The following is a 15,042-nucleotide window of genomic DNA, read 5'->3' on the forward strand; positions in this document are numbered from 1 at the left end:
ATAATAAAAAAACTAAAAATCTGTTTATGGAAAGAAGAACAAAAATAATCTCAACAGTTGGACCAAAAACAAATACAGAATCCTTTATTTCAAAATTATGTGTGGCGGGAACTAATGTCATCAGAATTAACATGTCTCATGCCAGTCATGCCGAATTAGAAAAAATTATTACAATTGTAAAAAGAATCAATAAATCCAAAATCTGCTCTGTTGGCATAATGATTGATACCCAAGGTCCTGAAATAAGAACAGCTCCTATTACGAAGAGCATTCAACTTATAAAGGGTGAAGTTGTTCACTTGACTCCAAAAGCACTTAAAGGGGCTAAGTACATTATTGTTGATAACTTGAAACAAGTTAAAGGGCTGAAAAAAGGAGGTAAAGTCTCCTTAGATAACGGAGCTATTGATCTAAAAATTAGAAATATAGATAAAGATAAAAATGTGAAATGTGAAGTTTTAGATTCTGGTGAAATAGGAAGCAGAAAGCACGTAAATTTTCCTGGAGCGAAAGTAACTCTTCCATCTCTTACAGATAAAGATAAAAAAGATATTAAATATGCAATTTCTAAAGGGGTTGATTTTATTGCCTTATCTTTTTGTAGATCAAAGAAAGATTTAAATGAATTAAAGAAATTTTTGGGGAAGAAAGTTTCTGATGTAGAAATTTTTGTCAAAATAGAGGACCAAGAAGGCCTTTCAAATCTTGAAGAAGTGATTGAAAACTCAGATGGTGTCATGGTGGCAAGGGGAGATTTAGGCATTGAAACAGACATTACAAACTTGCCTTATATCCAAAGAAATATTATTAAAATTGCCTCTTCGAAAGGTAAAAAATCAATTGTTGCAACTCAATTACTAGAATCAATGATTGATAGCCCTCATCCTTCAAGAGCAGAGGTCTCAGATGTGGCAAATGCTGTTTATGAGGGCACAGATGCATTAATGCTTTCAGGAGAAACAAGTATTGGCAAATATCCAGTAGAGTGTGTGAAATACATTGATCAGGTTGCAAGGAATGCTGAACGTTCAGAAACATTGCACTTTGAAAATAATTTCAAACAACAAACCGATTGGCATAAACTGGCGGCAACCTCTGTAAAATTAGCAAGTAAAATTGATGCGGATGCAATTGTTGTTTTAACAAGAAGTGGCTTTACAGCAAATTTAATCTCTCGAGCCAAACCAACTGTACCTGTTTTTGCCTTTAGTAATCGTCTTGAAACTCAATCAAAACTTTCAATATCATCTTCTACTCAAAATTTGTTTCTAAAATTTACTAAAGACCATGAAAAAACTATCAATTCAGCTTTTGAAGTCCTAAAAAAACATTACAAAATGAGGGGAAGAAAAAAGTTTGTGGTAATTTCAGGTGTATTTTCTGATATATATGCTGATGCTATACAAATACGTTCATTTGGATAATGTTATTTAAAAATTTAAACGCTGCTCCACCGTTTCAGTTATTTGAAAGCTATTACGTCAAAGCTGAAGAAAATGGGCAACCACATGTTGAGGCAGGATGTGTGAGTTCCGTTGATGCTAATGGGCAACCACATGCGCGATACGTAAATTTTAAATATTTTTTTGAAGATCATTTAATTTTCTTTTCAAACTATAAAAGTGATAAAGCCAAGCAATTTGAAAATAATGCTTTGGTGGCAATCAATTTCTGGTGGCCTAATACTGATACTCAAATAAGAATTGAAGGCGAAATATCAAAATGCTCAGAAAAATTTTCAGATCAACATTTTCAAGAAAGAGAAATAGGTAAAAATATTTCGGCAATCGCCTCAAACCAATCTGAAGAGATTGAATCCTATGAAATTCTGAGGGAAAAATATGATGCAATAAAAGCTAAAGTTGATGCTGGAGAGATTCAAGAAAATAGACCTTCAGACTGGGGTGGTTTCCAGGTCAAAATAAATTACTTTGAATTCTGGGAAGCATTTGAAGATAGATTAAATTACAGAGAATGTTATAAAAAAGAATCTGATTCTTGGCGAAAATTTTTCTTGCAATCTTAGGCTGCTGTAAAAGACTGGCGGAGAGAGAGGGATTCGAACCCTCGATACGGAAACCGTATAACACCTTAGCAGGGTGCCGCTTTCGACCACTCAGCCACCTCTCCGGACCTCTAATAATACAAATTATTTGGTATTTAGTCTCTGCCTTCGGTTAGCCTTCTTAATTTAAGAAGATCTACGCTTGTGTACTCACTGCAAAAATCGAAGGGAGGATCTCCTCTCATCTCCTCCACAAAGTTCATTTCTGCAATCCAACCGATTAAGCATCTTTCTTTTAACTCAAGTGTTGAATCAGACTCTAAGGTTTTGAGCATTACATCTGCATCGACTGGATCGTAAACCATTTGTATGTATTCAGGACTATCAAGCCTCAAATAATTTTGGTTTTGTATTCTAAATTTATTCCACCTATGGTCCTGCACAAATGTATTAGGATCACCATACTTAGCAATATTTGCCCAATACTGCATCATTAAGTTGCTTAAATACTCTCGACCCTCTTTAGATTCATTTGGGAAAACTAAAGGTCTTGCGTAAGCTGGCACTAAAGAATAGTCACCAGAAATAAATGGTATCTCCAAGCCATGTGCTGCGCCTAAAAAGAGTGGGTAATCACCTAATATAGTCGAAGCCTCTTCATCCCAATCAAATCTGAAAGAATATAAGTTCTGATTTGATTTAGACATTCTTCTTAGAGGTTCTTCTGCTCCTGTGAAACGCCAAATATTACTTCGATACTTAATCCAACTTTTAAGGTTTTCTTCACTTCTCTTAAGATTACGTCCTAAATTTAGGGCTGTTTGATAAAAATATTTCGATCTCAAATACCAAAGATTTAATTCATCTTTATTTGTACCTGCAACAACTACTACTGAAGGATCGACATCCTCAAGTGCTTTATAAATCCCCTCTTTTGGTATAACAATATCATCTCTTATACTGATTGGAGATATCGAATAAAGATGACTTTCATCTGCTTGCTTGTATCTTTGAAAAACCTCTTTGATTGGCATATCTCTAAGATAATCGGCAATTTGCTGGTCTTCAGTTAAAAATCTTATATCGTCCTGGAAAACCTTTGCTGATGAAAGTTCAGATTCTTCCGAGGCAAACTGTTCAGAAAAAGATGATACATAGCCAGACTGCGAAATTGCTTTATGAAATAAGCCCCTAGCTTTTTTAGCTGCCAATAAGACTAATACATTATGTCCACCGGCAGACTCTCCAAAAATAGTAACGTTTGTAGGGTCACCACCAAAACTATTACCATTTTCTTGCACCCATTCTAGTGCTGCAATAATATCCAGATGGCCAAAATTTGATGACTGGTCATCTCCCTCTGAGGTGTTTCTTAAATGACTTGAAGAAAACCAGCCCATTGGACCTAGTCGATAGTTAATTGTAATGACAACAACTTTCTGACTCTCGGCTAGTTTGGAAAAGTCATAAGAGTTTCCTGTTCCCCAAATATTTGAGCCTCCATGAATCCAAAACATTATTGGATAATTATTTTTCGAAATATCAACATTGCCTTTAGGAACAAAGATATTTAAATATAGACAATCCTCACCACCCTCTGTTACTCCTCGATCTAAAATAAATTCATTTTCTTTAGGTTGAGTGCACTTTGATTTATGGCTAAATGCTTTAATGGTCTCAGAAACTGGAGCTAGCTTCCGTGGCGCTTTCCATCTAAGCTCACCAACAGGAGGTTGAGCAAAAGGGATCCCTTTAAATAAATACACATCTTCTTCGATCAGTCCCTCTATCTCTCCTATAGCTGCGTTTACCTTAACGGTTTTAATTTCTTCTTTTTTTGTAGGTGCTGAAGAACATGCAATTAGTATGAAAATAGTAATTGTGCTTAAAAAAAGTTTTCTCATGTTTTGTTAACCTTTAAAAAGTCCCTTTAGTTTTGTGACCATTTCATCAACACTTTCTTTTTGTGAGCTTCCGCCTTGAGCAAAATCTGCTCGGCCACCACCACTGCCATCAAAAGCATCGTTCACTGATTTAATAATTTCAGATGCTGGTGCTTCATCAGAATTATTAGAAGAGACTATATAAATTAATTTATCCTCAGTAGTGCTTAGACAAATAGCAAAAACGATTTTTTTATCAGATTTTAATTTGTCTGACTCTTTCCTAAGAATTTCAAGAGAGGCATTTTCAAAAATTTTAATTACTCCAGAAGAACCTGAAAAATTACACTGCTCATCTCTTAATTCTTTTGCTTGAATGACTGGATTATTTTTTTTTGAATTTTTTAAGCTCTCTAACAACTCATCAACTCTATCTGCAATTTTTTCTTGAGGAACATTCAACTTAACACTCAATAGCTCAAGAGTTTTCAAAGCATTTTGTGATTCTTTGTAATATTTTTCTCCGCTTATTGCCTCTATCCTCCTGACCCCAGACGAAACCGATGTTTCATTTGTAACAGCAAAGCCACCAATTTCCGAGGTATTTTTAACATGTGTTCCTCCACAAAATTCTACAGAAAAATCTCCATTTATGTATACAACTCTTACTTTTTCACCATATTTATCTCCAAAAAAGGCTAAAGCTCCAGTTTTAAGGGCATCTTCGTATGGCAATACTTCTGTTTTGGTATCAATAGCTTCCTCAATTTTTAAATTTACAATATCTTCAATTTCCATTATTTGATCATCTGTAACTTTATTAGAGTGTGAAAAATCAAATCGAAGTTTTTCTTCATTGACTAATGAACCTCTTTGCTCAACATTTTCTCCCAAAACTTTTCTAAGAGCAGAATGCAAAAGATGAGTTGCCGAATGATTTGAAACAATTTTTTCTCTTCGCTCAGAATCAATTATTAGTTCAACATCAGCATTTAATTCCAGTGATCCTTCTGCAATTGTTACTTCATGAAGATGGAAATCTCCTACTTTCTTACAGTTTAGAATCTCTCCTTTGAGGTTTGTGCTCTTAAAAATACCAGTATCTGCAACCTGCCCTCCTGATTCGGCATAAAACGGCGTTTTAGAAAAGATTGCAAAACCCTCTCCTGATAAAGAAGTGACTGAATTTCCCTCCTCATCGAATAAAGCAACGCAACTTCCTTCGGCAGTTTGTTCTTGATAGCCAACAAACTCACTGTTAATTTTTGGATCAATAGTAATATCTAAAACTTTAAACATTGAAGAAGACTTTGAGCCCTCTCTTTGTTTTTTCATAAGTTTATCAAAGCCCTTTTGATCAACTTTTAAGCCTCTTTCTTGAGCCATTGCCATAGTCAAGTCGACTGGAAATCCATAAGTATCATGCAGTTTAAATGCAATTGCTCCGTCTAATTGCTTGCCATCTGTGTCATTGATACTTGCTTCAAAAATTTCAATGCCTGTTTTTAGAGTCTTAAAAAATAATTGCTCTTCAGTTAGTAAATCTTTTTGTATTTTTTCAAACTTTAAAAAATCATCTCCGAAATCTTCTTTAAAGTCATTTTTAAGATGAGTTAGAAACTGAGATAAAAATGGATCTCTTGAACCCATCTTATAACCATGTCTGACAGCTCTCCTTATTAGCCTTCTTAATACATATCCCCTTCCCTCATTTGAAGGAATTATATTTTCTGCCATTAAGAAAAAAATTGCTCTCAGATGATCGGCTAAAACATTTAAAGATTGATCGTTAGGTTCTGTGAAATGTTTAGACATTAAATTTTTTAGGGATTTAAAAATATCTATGTCGAAATTAGATCCAACTTCCTGCATGACTGAACACATTCTCTCCAGTCCCATGCCGGTATCAACACATTTAACAGGTAATGAAGAAAGCTTGCCGTTTGAATCTCTATTGAATTCCATAAAAACTAAATTCCAGATTTCGATGTATCTTTCTCCTGTATCTCCTTCTCCTGGTGCTTTTCCATCAAAGTTTTTTCCGTTGTCAAAAAATATTTCAGAACATGGTCCACACGGACCTGTATCTCCCATTGACCAGAAATTGTCATCATCACCAAGTTTTGCAAGTCTTGTTGAAGACACCCCAATTTTTTTAAGCCAGATTTCTTCAGACTCTTTATCATCCTTATGGACAGTAACCCAAAGTCGATCCTCAGGTAGTTTTAGTTCTTCAGTTAAGAATTCCCATGCATATTCAATAGCCTTCTCCTTAAAATATTCTCCAAAACTAAAGTTTCCAAGCATTTCAAAGAAAGTTTGATGTCTCGTTGTGAAGCCGACATTTTCAAGATCATTATGTTTACCACCAACTCGTAAACATTTTTGTGAGGTAGTGGCAGAATAATCTCTATTATCTAAACCAAGAAAAGTATCTTTAAACTGAACCATTCCAGCATTTGTGAACAATAAGCTATCGTCACCTTTTGGAACTAAACCACTGGACGGCAAAATTTTATGGTTCTTATTCTTAAAATAATTTAAAAATGATTGCCTAACTTGATTAAGTTTCAACTTTTAATTCCTTAGCAAAGTGTTTTGATTTTTCAATGTAATGCTTTGAGCTGTAAGCAAGTAATTTTACTTCATCATCACTTAATTCTCTAACCACTTTTGCTGGAGAACCCATTATAAGTGAATTATCAGGAAATGATTTATTTTCTGTGACTAGTGAATTGGCCCCCAAAATAGAGTTTTTTCCTATTTTTGCGTGGTTCATAACAATGCTGCCCATGCCGACAATAGAATTTTCACCTATCTGAGCTCCATGAATGATTACTTTATGGCCTACAGTTACATTTTTTCCAATTTCAACCACTATCCCCTCATCTGTATGAATAACCGTATTATCTTGAATATTAGTTCCCTCTTTAATGATTATTGTTTCATTATCGCCACGAATTGTTACGTTAAACCAAACTGATACATCTGGCTCTAAAATTACATCTCCAATTAAATCTGCAGATTCAGCAATCCAAACCTTCGCAGGATTGAAGTTTGGTTTTTTTGTTCCTAGGTTATAAATCATTACTCTATTATAATTGGAAGATTGAATTTATGAATTTTTGTTCCAAATGTTCTTCCGCACAAATTGAGAAGAAAGTCCCAGATGGTGATACTCATGAAAGACTAGTGTGTACACAATGTAATGAAATCTTTTATTCAAACCCGAATATAGTTACTGGCGTACTACCATTTAATTCGAATAATGAAATTCTTTTATGTAAAAGAAATATTGAGCCAAGGTCTGGGTTTTGGACATTACCAGCAGGTTTTCTTGAAAATGGTGAGAGTATTGAGGAAGGTGCAGTTAGAGAAACTTATGAGGAAGCGCTATTGAAAGTAGAAAATGTAAATTTGTTTACAATCTTAAGTGTTCCTCATATTAATCAAATATATACTTTTTTTACTGGTGAAATTAATGGCTCTAGTTTTGGGCCAACTCCTGAAAGTAGTGAAGTAAAATTATTCAAAATAGATGAAATTCCTTGGGATGAGTTGGCTTTTCCAACTGTTAAGAGAACTCTACAATTATTTCTTGAAGAAGACAGAAATAATGTTTTCAATGAAGTTCTTAAATATTAATTCTTAGAAAATTTATAGGCATTATCAAACATCTTGAACCAAGGTGAATGCTCGTCCCAGTCATTAGGTGCCCATGAAAACTGTTTTGTCATAAAAGTTCTTTCTGGATGAGGCATCATAATGGTAATTCTTCCATCTTCATTACAAACACCAGCTATTCCATTTTTAGATCCATTTGGATTCAAAGGATACTTTTCTGCTATGTTGTGAGACGAATCTACATAGTTTCCAATTACATTTTCATTTACATTCACGCCAACACGACCCTCGCCATGTGAAACCATTATTGGAATCACACTGTTTTGCATATCTTTAAAGAATATTGATCTGCTCTCAGCAATTTTTATCTGCACAAGCCTACATTCGTATTGATTGGAAAGATTTTTTTCAAATTTTGGCCAATTACTTGCGCCAGGAATAATATCTTTTAAGCCAGATAAAAACTGACATCCATTGCATACTCCTAAGACAAATTTATTTTCATTTTCAAAAAAATTCTTAAAAATTTTCTTCAATTTTGCATTGTGCATAATTGTATTGGACATTCCTGAACCTGCCCCAAGAACATCGCCATATGAAAAACCTCCAGGAACCACTAAACCTGAACAGTCATCAAAGTTTTTCACTTTGGTCCCTAACTCACTCATATGAACATCACGCACCTCAAAGCCTGAAGCCATTAAAGCTGCAGCCATATCATAATGGCCATTAATTCCTTGTTCTCTAAGCAGTGCAACTTTAGGTCTTGAAGAAAAAATTCTGGAACTTACTTTAGGGACGTCGAAATTTATTTGTGGATTTAAAAAGATGTCTTCTTTCTTATAAGTTGCTATTTGCTCACTTGTAGTAACTGGGTTATCTCTTATTGCTTTAATTGAGTTACTCATTTCACTCCACAGCTCAAATAGGTTTTCAATCTTATCTGAAAAAATCTCATCGTTGAAATTAGTGATATTTATTTCTTTTTTCTCATTCTTCTTTGCAACTTCATTAAAGTAGAGATCTTTTTTTGCTAAATATTCTTTTACATCTTTTAGGTCTTCGCTTTTAACTTCTATTACGACACCAACTTCCTCAGCAAAAAGCCTCGGTACTAATAAATCTTTATCAGATTCATTTAGCGATATATCTAGGCCCTTATTACTACAAAATGCCATCTCCAATAAGGTGACAATCAAACCGCCATCGGAAACATCATGAGTGGCTAGAATTTGTTTTTTTCCAAGTAGCTTTTGAATAGAATTAAATAGTCTTTCTAATCTTTTGGTGTTATCCACATCAGGGGTTACGCCACCATACAGACCATAAGACTGATAAAGTGCACTACCACCCATTCTATTTGAAGTTTCGTTTATCCATACATGCAAAAGGTGTGAATCTTCTTCTGAAAGCTCAGGGGTTACACTTTCTCTGACATCAGGAACGTTAGAAAATGCGCTTAAATTTAATGTCATGGGAGAAGTAATACTTTTTTCTTCACCATTCTCCTGCCAGTTTACATTCATTGAGAGTGAATCTTTTCCCACCGGAATCGATACTCCTAATTCATTTGCCAAATTTGAAATAGCCTGGACTCCTCTTAAAAGATCTCCTCTTTCATCAGAAGTTTTTGAAGAGCTCATCCAGTTAGCTGAAAAAACTATATTTTTAAGAGAGTCGTGTTTTACTCCAATAATATTTGTCAGAGCTTCTGCCATACACATTCTCACCGATGCTTCAGGATTTTCTATGGAAATATTTGGTTTCTCTCCAATTGCAAAAACTTGGCCCGAGTAAGCATGATAATCATCTAAAGTAATAGCATAATCACTTACAGGAACTTGTCTGTTACCAATTAATTGATCTCTATATACCAAGCCATTTACTGTTCTATCACCAATCGTGATTAAGAAGTCTTTAGATGCAACCGCAGGGTACTTAAGCACATTTGCAATGAGCTTTCCGATATTATTTTCAGGTAGTTCTTCTTGTTCTGTTGTTCTGTCATAATCTTGTGCAATTAGCTTAGGTAGTGGTATCTCTCCAAATAAATCATCTATATCTAACAAAACAACTTGTTCATTTTCCCATTTCACATCTATTGTTTTTTGTTCTGTCATTTTGCCTGCAACAGAATAAGGACATCTCTCTCTTTTGCATATATCTTCTAAAACTTTTAGTTTCTTTTCTGGAATTGAAAAGACGTATCTTTCTTGGGACTCGTTACTCCAAATCTCCATCGGAGATAGAGTGTCATCCTCAGAAAAAATGTTCTTTAGTTGAATTGCCACTCCTAGATTAGTGTCTTTTGCAAGTTCTGGAATTGCATTAGAAATTCCACCAGCTCCTACATCATGTATAAAGCTAATAGGATTTTTGGCATTTCTTGCATTGAATCTATCTAAAACTTGTTGAGCTCTTCTTTGCATTTCAGGATTAGATCTCTGTACTGATGCAAAGTCTAAATCACTGCTCGAGGATCCACCTTTTACAGAACTTGCTGAGCCACCACCAAGACCAATAAGCATACTAGGGCCCCCTAAAACAATAACTAAATCATCTGGCTCAGGCTGGCCTTTTTCTATGTGTATTTCTTTTATAGAGCCCACTCCACCAGCTAACATAATCGGTTTATGGAAACCAAGTTTTTCATGCTCAAGAGTTCTAAAATAGCCATATATAGCAGGTCTCCCGAACTCATTGTTATAAGCTGCAGCTCCAATTGGGGCATCAAGAATGATATCTTTTGGAGAACTTAAATAAGATGGCTTATCCAGTGGGCTTTCCCATTCTTCAAGTTCATTCCCTAACCTAAGATGAGATAAAGTTAACCCAATAAATCCTGCCTTTGGTCTTGCCACTCGCCCTGTTGCACTACAATCTCTTATCTCACCACCTGAGCCTGTAGCAGAACCTTCAAAAGGAGAAATACCAGTAGGGTGATTATGAGTTTCAACTTTAATTGTAGTATGTACATCTTGTTTGAAAAATTTGTACTTTAGGTCTCCTCCAACTTCTAAAAAAGATTTTGAATTTGATTTGATTACTGCAGAATTATCATGATACGCAGACAACACATGTTCCATAGAGTCTTTAGTAGTTGATTTAATCCCATCGAATAATGAATCATAGGAAAAGGGCAAATCTGTTTGCCAGGTTGATCTGAAAATTTTATGTCGGCAATGTTCTGAATTTATTTGAGAAAACATCATGAGTTCCGCATCTGTGATGCCTCTATCTAATTTCTTAAATAAGCCCATGAGATAATCTATCTCAAAAGAATTTAATGCTAAGGATAATTCGTTATTAAGATTTTCGAGAAGCTGAGGATCTGTATGAATATTGAAAATTTGAAGTTTTTTTCTTGGTGTTATCGAAAAAATCTCTTTTACAGATTCAAAATCTTCAAAAGCAGATTCTGTCATTCTATCGAAGATATTTTCTTTTGCAGATTTTAAATCATTTTCATTTCCTGCAAATACCTTGAGTCTTTCGATTCTATCAATACTTTTTAAACCAATATTTCTAAAAATATCCTCACATTTGCTTGACCATGAACTTTTTGTTCCTAATCGAGGAGAGAAGATTAGTGAGGGTGAAATATTAAGATCAGTTGCGTTAAGAATATTTTTTATCTGTTCTAGTTGATTCTCTGTATACTGCTCATTAACTTTGAGAATAAAAGCATATTGAGTATGCACAGAGGAGGAACTTGTTTCGAAATATCTTTTTTTATCAAGCTCATTAAAAATTTCTTGTCCTGATAAAAAAAGTATTTTTGGTTTGGGCATTCTAAGCTCTCTTTATTAAAACTTTCTCCTTTAACTCTTTGATCAAATCTCGATAAAAAGCTGCTTTTTCGAAATCTAAATCTGTAGCTGAACTTCTCATTAGTTTTTCGAGTTTTTTAATCTCTTTGCCAATGTTATGGTAGTCTACTTTTGAAGTATCATAAAATTCAGCATCTTTTTTATCATCCTTCTTTTGCTTTTGCTTGATCCTTGCTCCTTCCATGACATCTTTAATCTTTGAGCTGACTGTTCTTGGGATAATTTTATTCTTATCATTATATTTTTTTTGAATATCTCTTCTTCTTGCTGTTTCCTCTATTGCTCTTTGAATGGAGCCTGTCTCTTTATCGGCATACAGAATTGCCTTCCCCTCTATATTTCTAGCAGCTCTACCTATTGTTTGAATTAAAGATCCCTCTGACCTTAGAAAGCCTTCTTTATCAGCATCTAAAACAGCTACCAAGCCAACTTCAGGTAAATCTAAGCCTTCTCTAAGAAGATTTATACCAATTAACACATCAAAAGCACCTAATCTTAAATCTCTTAAAATCTCGACTCTTTCAACTGAATCTATATCTGAATGCATATAGCGAACCCTAATATTTTTTTCATACATGAAATCAGTTAAGTCTTCAGCCATTTTTTTGGTTAATGTTGTAATGAGTGTTCTGAAACCTTTCTTTGTAGTTTTATTCACTTCCTCTAATACATCTTCTACCTGAAACTTTGCTGGCTTTACTTCAATTTCTGGATCAACCAAACCAGTTGGCCTTACCAATAATTCAACTTTTGCATCTAAATGCTCATTTTCCCATTTCCCTGGAGTAGCGGAAATAAAGACTCTTTGTGGTGCCAAGTTATCCCATTCTTCAAATCTTAATGGACGATTATCTAATGCACTAGGCAATCTAAAGCCATACTCAACAAGTGTTTCTTTTCTTGAACGGTCGCCACGAAACATTCCTCCTATTTGAGGAACAGATACATGAGATTCATCAACAAAAACAATTGCATTCTCTGGTATGTAATCAAAAAGACAGGGTGGAGCTTCGCCAGCCTTCCTTCCAGAGAGATATCTTGAATAGTTTTCAACACCATTACAAAAGCCTAATTCTGCCATCATTTCTAAATCATAATTTGTTCTTTCTTCAAGCCTTTGAGCCTCAAGAAGTTTATTGTTTTTCTTGAGCTCCTCGAGCCTGCCGCCTAGCTCAACACGAATGTCTTTAATAGCTAAATCTATTTTTTCTTGTGGCGTTACATAATGAGTCTTTGGAAAAATAGTTACTCTTGGAACTTCGGAAATTATTGCGCCTGTCAAAGGATCAAAAATGGATATTTCTGAAATTTTGTCGAATTCAAGCTCTACTCTAATTGCATCTTTTTCTGCTTCTGCAGGGAAGATGTCAATTACGTTTCCTCTGACCCTAAAGTTTGCACGCTGGAAATCTAGATCATTTCTAGAGTACTGCATGGTTGAAAGCTGTCTAAGAATATCTCTTTGATTAACAATTTCTCCTCGACTTATATTCATTACCATTTTTAGATAAGATTTTGGATCCCCAAGACCATATATTGCTGAAACAGAAGCAACTACTATTGTGTCATTAGATTCTATAAGAGCCTTTGTAGCAGAAAGTCGCATCTGCTCAATATGTTCATTTATATTGGCGTCCTTTGCTATATAAGTATCAGACGAGGGAACATATGCTTCAGGTTGATAGTAATCGTAATAGGATATGAAATACTCAACTCTATTATCAGGAAAAAAATCTTTAAATTCTCCATATAATTGAGCAGCTAAAGTTTTATTTGGAGCCATTATTATTGCTGGTCTTTGTGTCTCTTCAATAACCTTAGCAACCGTATAAGTTTTTCCAGAACCTGTAACTCCTAGCAATACTTGATTTAGTAATCCACTCTTAAGATTGTCAGAAATTGTTTTAATTGCTTTGGGTTGATCGCCTGCTGGATTAAAATCTGCAGATACTTTAAAGATAGACATAGTTTTTTATTTAAAAATAGTTGTATATAATCTCAAGTTCGTTCCCCGATAGCTCAGTTGGTAGAGCAACTGACTGTTAATCAGTGGGTCACTGGTTCGAGCCCAGTTCGGGGAGCCACTCTCAAGTTATTACAGTGTAATAATAGTATTTCCTGCAGTCGTCATAAAGTGTCATTAGCATAATTATCATTTAATTTATGCAAACAAAAGCACACAAAACTTTTTTGGTAAATTTTAAAAAATATCTAAGGATAGATGATAGTTTTGAAAACTTTGAAAAGATTTTAGAGCTAGAAAATTATTTCAGAGAAAACATTATTGAAGTTGCCACAAAACAAAGCAAAGATCAGATACTTAAATTGTTTAAAGCTGATAATGATCCCAGTCCTCTAAATAGATATTATTTTTCAAGTGATTATAAAGAGCCTTGTCTTGATAAATTCATCTTGGCATATTTAGTTCTTGCAAATAATATTAAAGTAAGTAAAAAAGATACCTCACATCTTATAAGTTGTCTTTTTCATATACCAGAGTCTTTTTATTCAAGAAAGAATTGGCGAATAATCGAATCAAAATTAAAAAAATACATGATTGGCAAAAAAAAGACATACCTAGATTTTCCTGATTATCCAGTAAATAAAATTGCAAAGTGGAAATCACTTATTGATATAGGATGTCAAAATGGAGTTAATATCAATGTCTCATATCGTGATGCCAAAAGCAAAAAATGTGACATTGAATATTGCGCTCCATTGTACGTTGATGGAGGAAGAAGAAAGGGCATAGCATTAAGTAAATTACTTAGTTATTGTCTAGAAAAAAATTACAAAATTGCTTTAAATTCACAAGTTAACTATCTGAATATTAGGGATGTTAAATTACCACAAGGCTGGGAGATAGCTGATTTAAAGAAATTTACAGAATTATCATTGGATCACAAAATGGGGTCATTCAGATTAGAGCTATTAAAACATAGTTGGTACTCAAATCATGTCCTTGATCTTATAACTAAAAATGATCTGAAAATTCTTGAAAAATGGTGGTGCAAAAATGGGCATGAAGATATTACATATGCAAATTTAAAAAAAGGTGATAGATCAATAAATAATTTTATTACTGGTTTTCTTCATCACATCAAAATTAAAGGGGTTCGAACATTAACTATTGCTGAACCAAATGTTCCATATTTAATTTTTTATAGCTTTTTTGCAAAGGCGAAAGAAGCTGGTGTGAAAAAAATAAACCTTGTTAGTTCCAATATGCATGACGATAACCGCATCTCTATAGATAGCTTAGAGAAAAAATCACTGAGAGATTTAAATAGAGAATTAAATTCTTTCCCAGAAGTTAGAAAATTTGTGGAAGATTTGTTACCCGATCAAAGATATGACATAACGTCATATAGGTCCTACCATGACCAAAACTTTAAATTAATTAAGTTAATAAAAAACTTCAGATTAAGATTATTTTTAATTTTAAAACTTTTGCTTAAGGCATCCCAGGATGATGCAAGAATCTTAGAGCCTTCATACGAGAGTGATGATGATAAATTTATTAAAAAATTTTTATCAGAAGAGAAGCTGTTATCAAAAATTGAGAGGGACTTAGAATTTTTTAAAAAATTTCCTATTAACTCTAAAAAAATATTGTTTTCTTTTTTATTAAAATATGAAAAAAATGTTTTTAAAAAAGCTGTCATTAACGATTTAAAACAAAAAACTCTTGCCTAAATAT

The 15,042-nt window shown here is 33.9% G+C and carries 9 protein-coding genes and 2 tRNA genes; 5 read left to right on the forward strand and 6 right to left on the reverse strand.

Annotated elements, in window-relative coordinates; all coding sequences use genetic code 11:
- Window positions 1-26 precede the first annotated feature (26 nt).
- Both pyk and M9B42_03960 read left to right on the forward strand, forming a co-directional pair.
- Window positions 27-1,424, forward strand: a complete 1,398-nt coding sequence (pyk, locus tag M9B42_03955; GenBank protein URQ63932.1) for a pyruvate kinase — start codon at window positions 27-29, stop codon at window positions 1,422-1,424.
- The gene (locus M9B42_03960) at window positions 1,424-2,026 is read left to right on the forward strand and encodes a pyridoxal 5'-phosphate synthase (protein ID URQ63933.1); all 603 of its coding nucleotides are present in this window, start codon (window positions 1,424-1,426) and stop codon (window positions 2,024-2,026) included. Before pyk ends, M9B42_03960 begins: the two co-directional genes overlap by 1 nt.
- Window positions 2,027-2,041: 15 nt before the next feature.
- On the opposite strand, the gene M9B42_03965 is transcribed toward M9B42_03960, so the two are convergent.
- The 4 genes from M9B42_03965 to M9B42_03980 all read right to left on the reverse strand — a co-directional run bounded on the left by M9B42_03965 (window position 2,042) and on the right by M9B42_03980 (window position 6,976).
- Window positions 2,042-2,130: transfer RNA gene (locus M9B42_03965), tRNA-Ser, on the reverse strand.
- A 30-nt stretch (window positions 2,131-2,160) separates the two neighbouring features.
- The gene (locus M9B42_03970; protein URQ63934.1) at window positions 2,161-3,909 is read right to left on the reverse strand and encodes a carboxylesterase family protein; all 1,749 of its coding nucleotides are present in this window, start codon (window positions 3,907-3,909) and stop codon (window positions 2,161-2,163) included.
- Window positions 3,910-3,915: 6 nt separating this feature from the next.
- Window positions 3,916-6,462, reverse strand: coding sequence for an alanine--tRNA ligase (gene alaS / locus M9B42_03975; GenBank protein ID URQ63935.1), 2,547 nt, complete (start codon window positions 6,460-6,462; stop codon window positions 3,916-3,918).
- Complete coding sequence (locus M9B42_03980) at window positions 6,452-6,976, reverse strand: gamma carbonic anhydrase family protein (protein URQ63936.1); 525 nt, start codon at window positions 6,974-6,976, stop codon at window positions 6,452-6,454. Before M9B42_03980 ends, alaS begins: the two co-directional genes overlap by 11 nt.
- Window positions 6,977-7,005: 29 nt before the next feature.
- Here M9B42_03980 and M9B42_03985 point away from each other — a divergent pair, with 29 nt between their 5' ends.
- Window positions 7,006-7,533 (forward strand): NUDIX hydrolase, encoded by a 528-nt coding sequence (locus M9B42_03985; protein ID URQ63937.1) that lies wholly within the window; start codon window positions 7,006-7,008, stop codon window positions 7,531-7,533.
- On the opposite strand, the gene purL is transcribed toward M9B42_03985, so the two are convergent.
- On the reverse strand, window positions 7,530-11,303 hold the full coding sequence (purL, locus tag M9B42_03990) for a phosphoribosylformylglycinamidine synthase (protein ID URQ63938.1): 3,774 nt from the start codon (window positions 11,301-11,303) through the stop codon (window positions 7,530-7,532). The two genes, M9B42_03985 and purL, sit on opposite strands and share 4 nt — an antisense overlap.
- 1 nt (window position 11,304) lies before the next feature.
- Window positions 11,305-13,308, reverse strand: coding sequence for an excinuclease ABC subunit UvrB (gene uvrB, locus M9B42_03995; GenBank protein ID URQ63939.1), 2,004 nt, complete (start codon window positions 13,306-13,308; stop codon window positions 11,305-11,307).
- A 42-nt stretch (window positions 13,309-13,350) separates the two neighbouring features.
- On the opposite strand from uvrB, the gene M9B42_04000 reads away from it, so the two are divergent.
- Together M9B42_04000 and M9B42_04005 are read left to right on the forward strand one after the other, a co-directional pair.
- Window positions 13,351-13,426, forward strand: a tRNA-Asn gene (locus tag M9B42_04000).
- A gap of 79 nt (window positions 13,427-13,505) precedes the next feature.
- The gene (locus M9B42_04005; protein URQ63940.1) at window positions 13,506-15,038 is read left to right on the forward strand and encodes a hypothetical protein; all 1,533 of its coding nucleotides are present in this window, start codon (window positions 13,506-13,508) and stop codon (window positions 15,036-15,038) included.
- Window positions 15,039-15,042 lie beyond the last annotated feature (4 nt).

It is taken from the genome of SAR86 cluster bacterium (genome assembly GCA_023703535.1).
GTDB lineage: Bacteria > Pseudomonadota > Gammaproteobacteria > Magnimaribacterales > TMED112 > TMED112.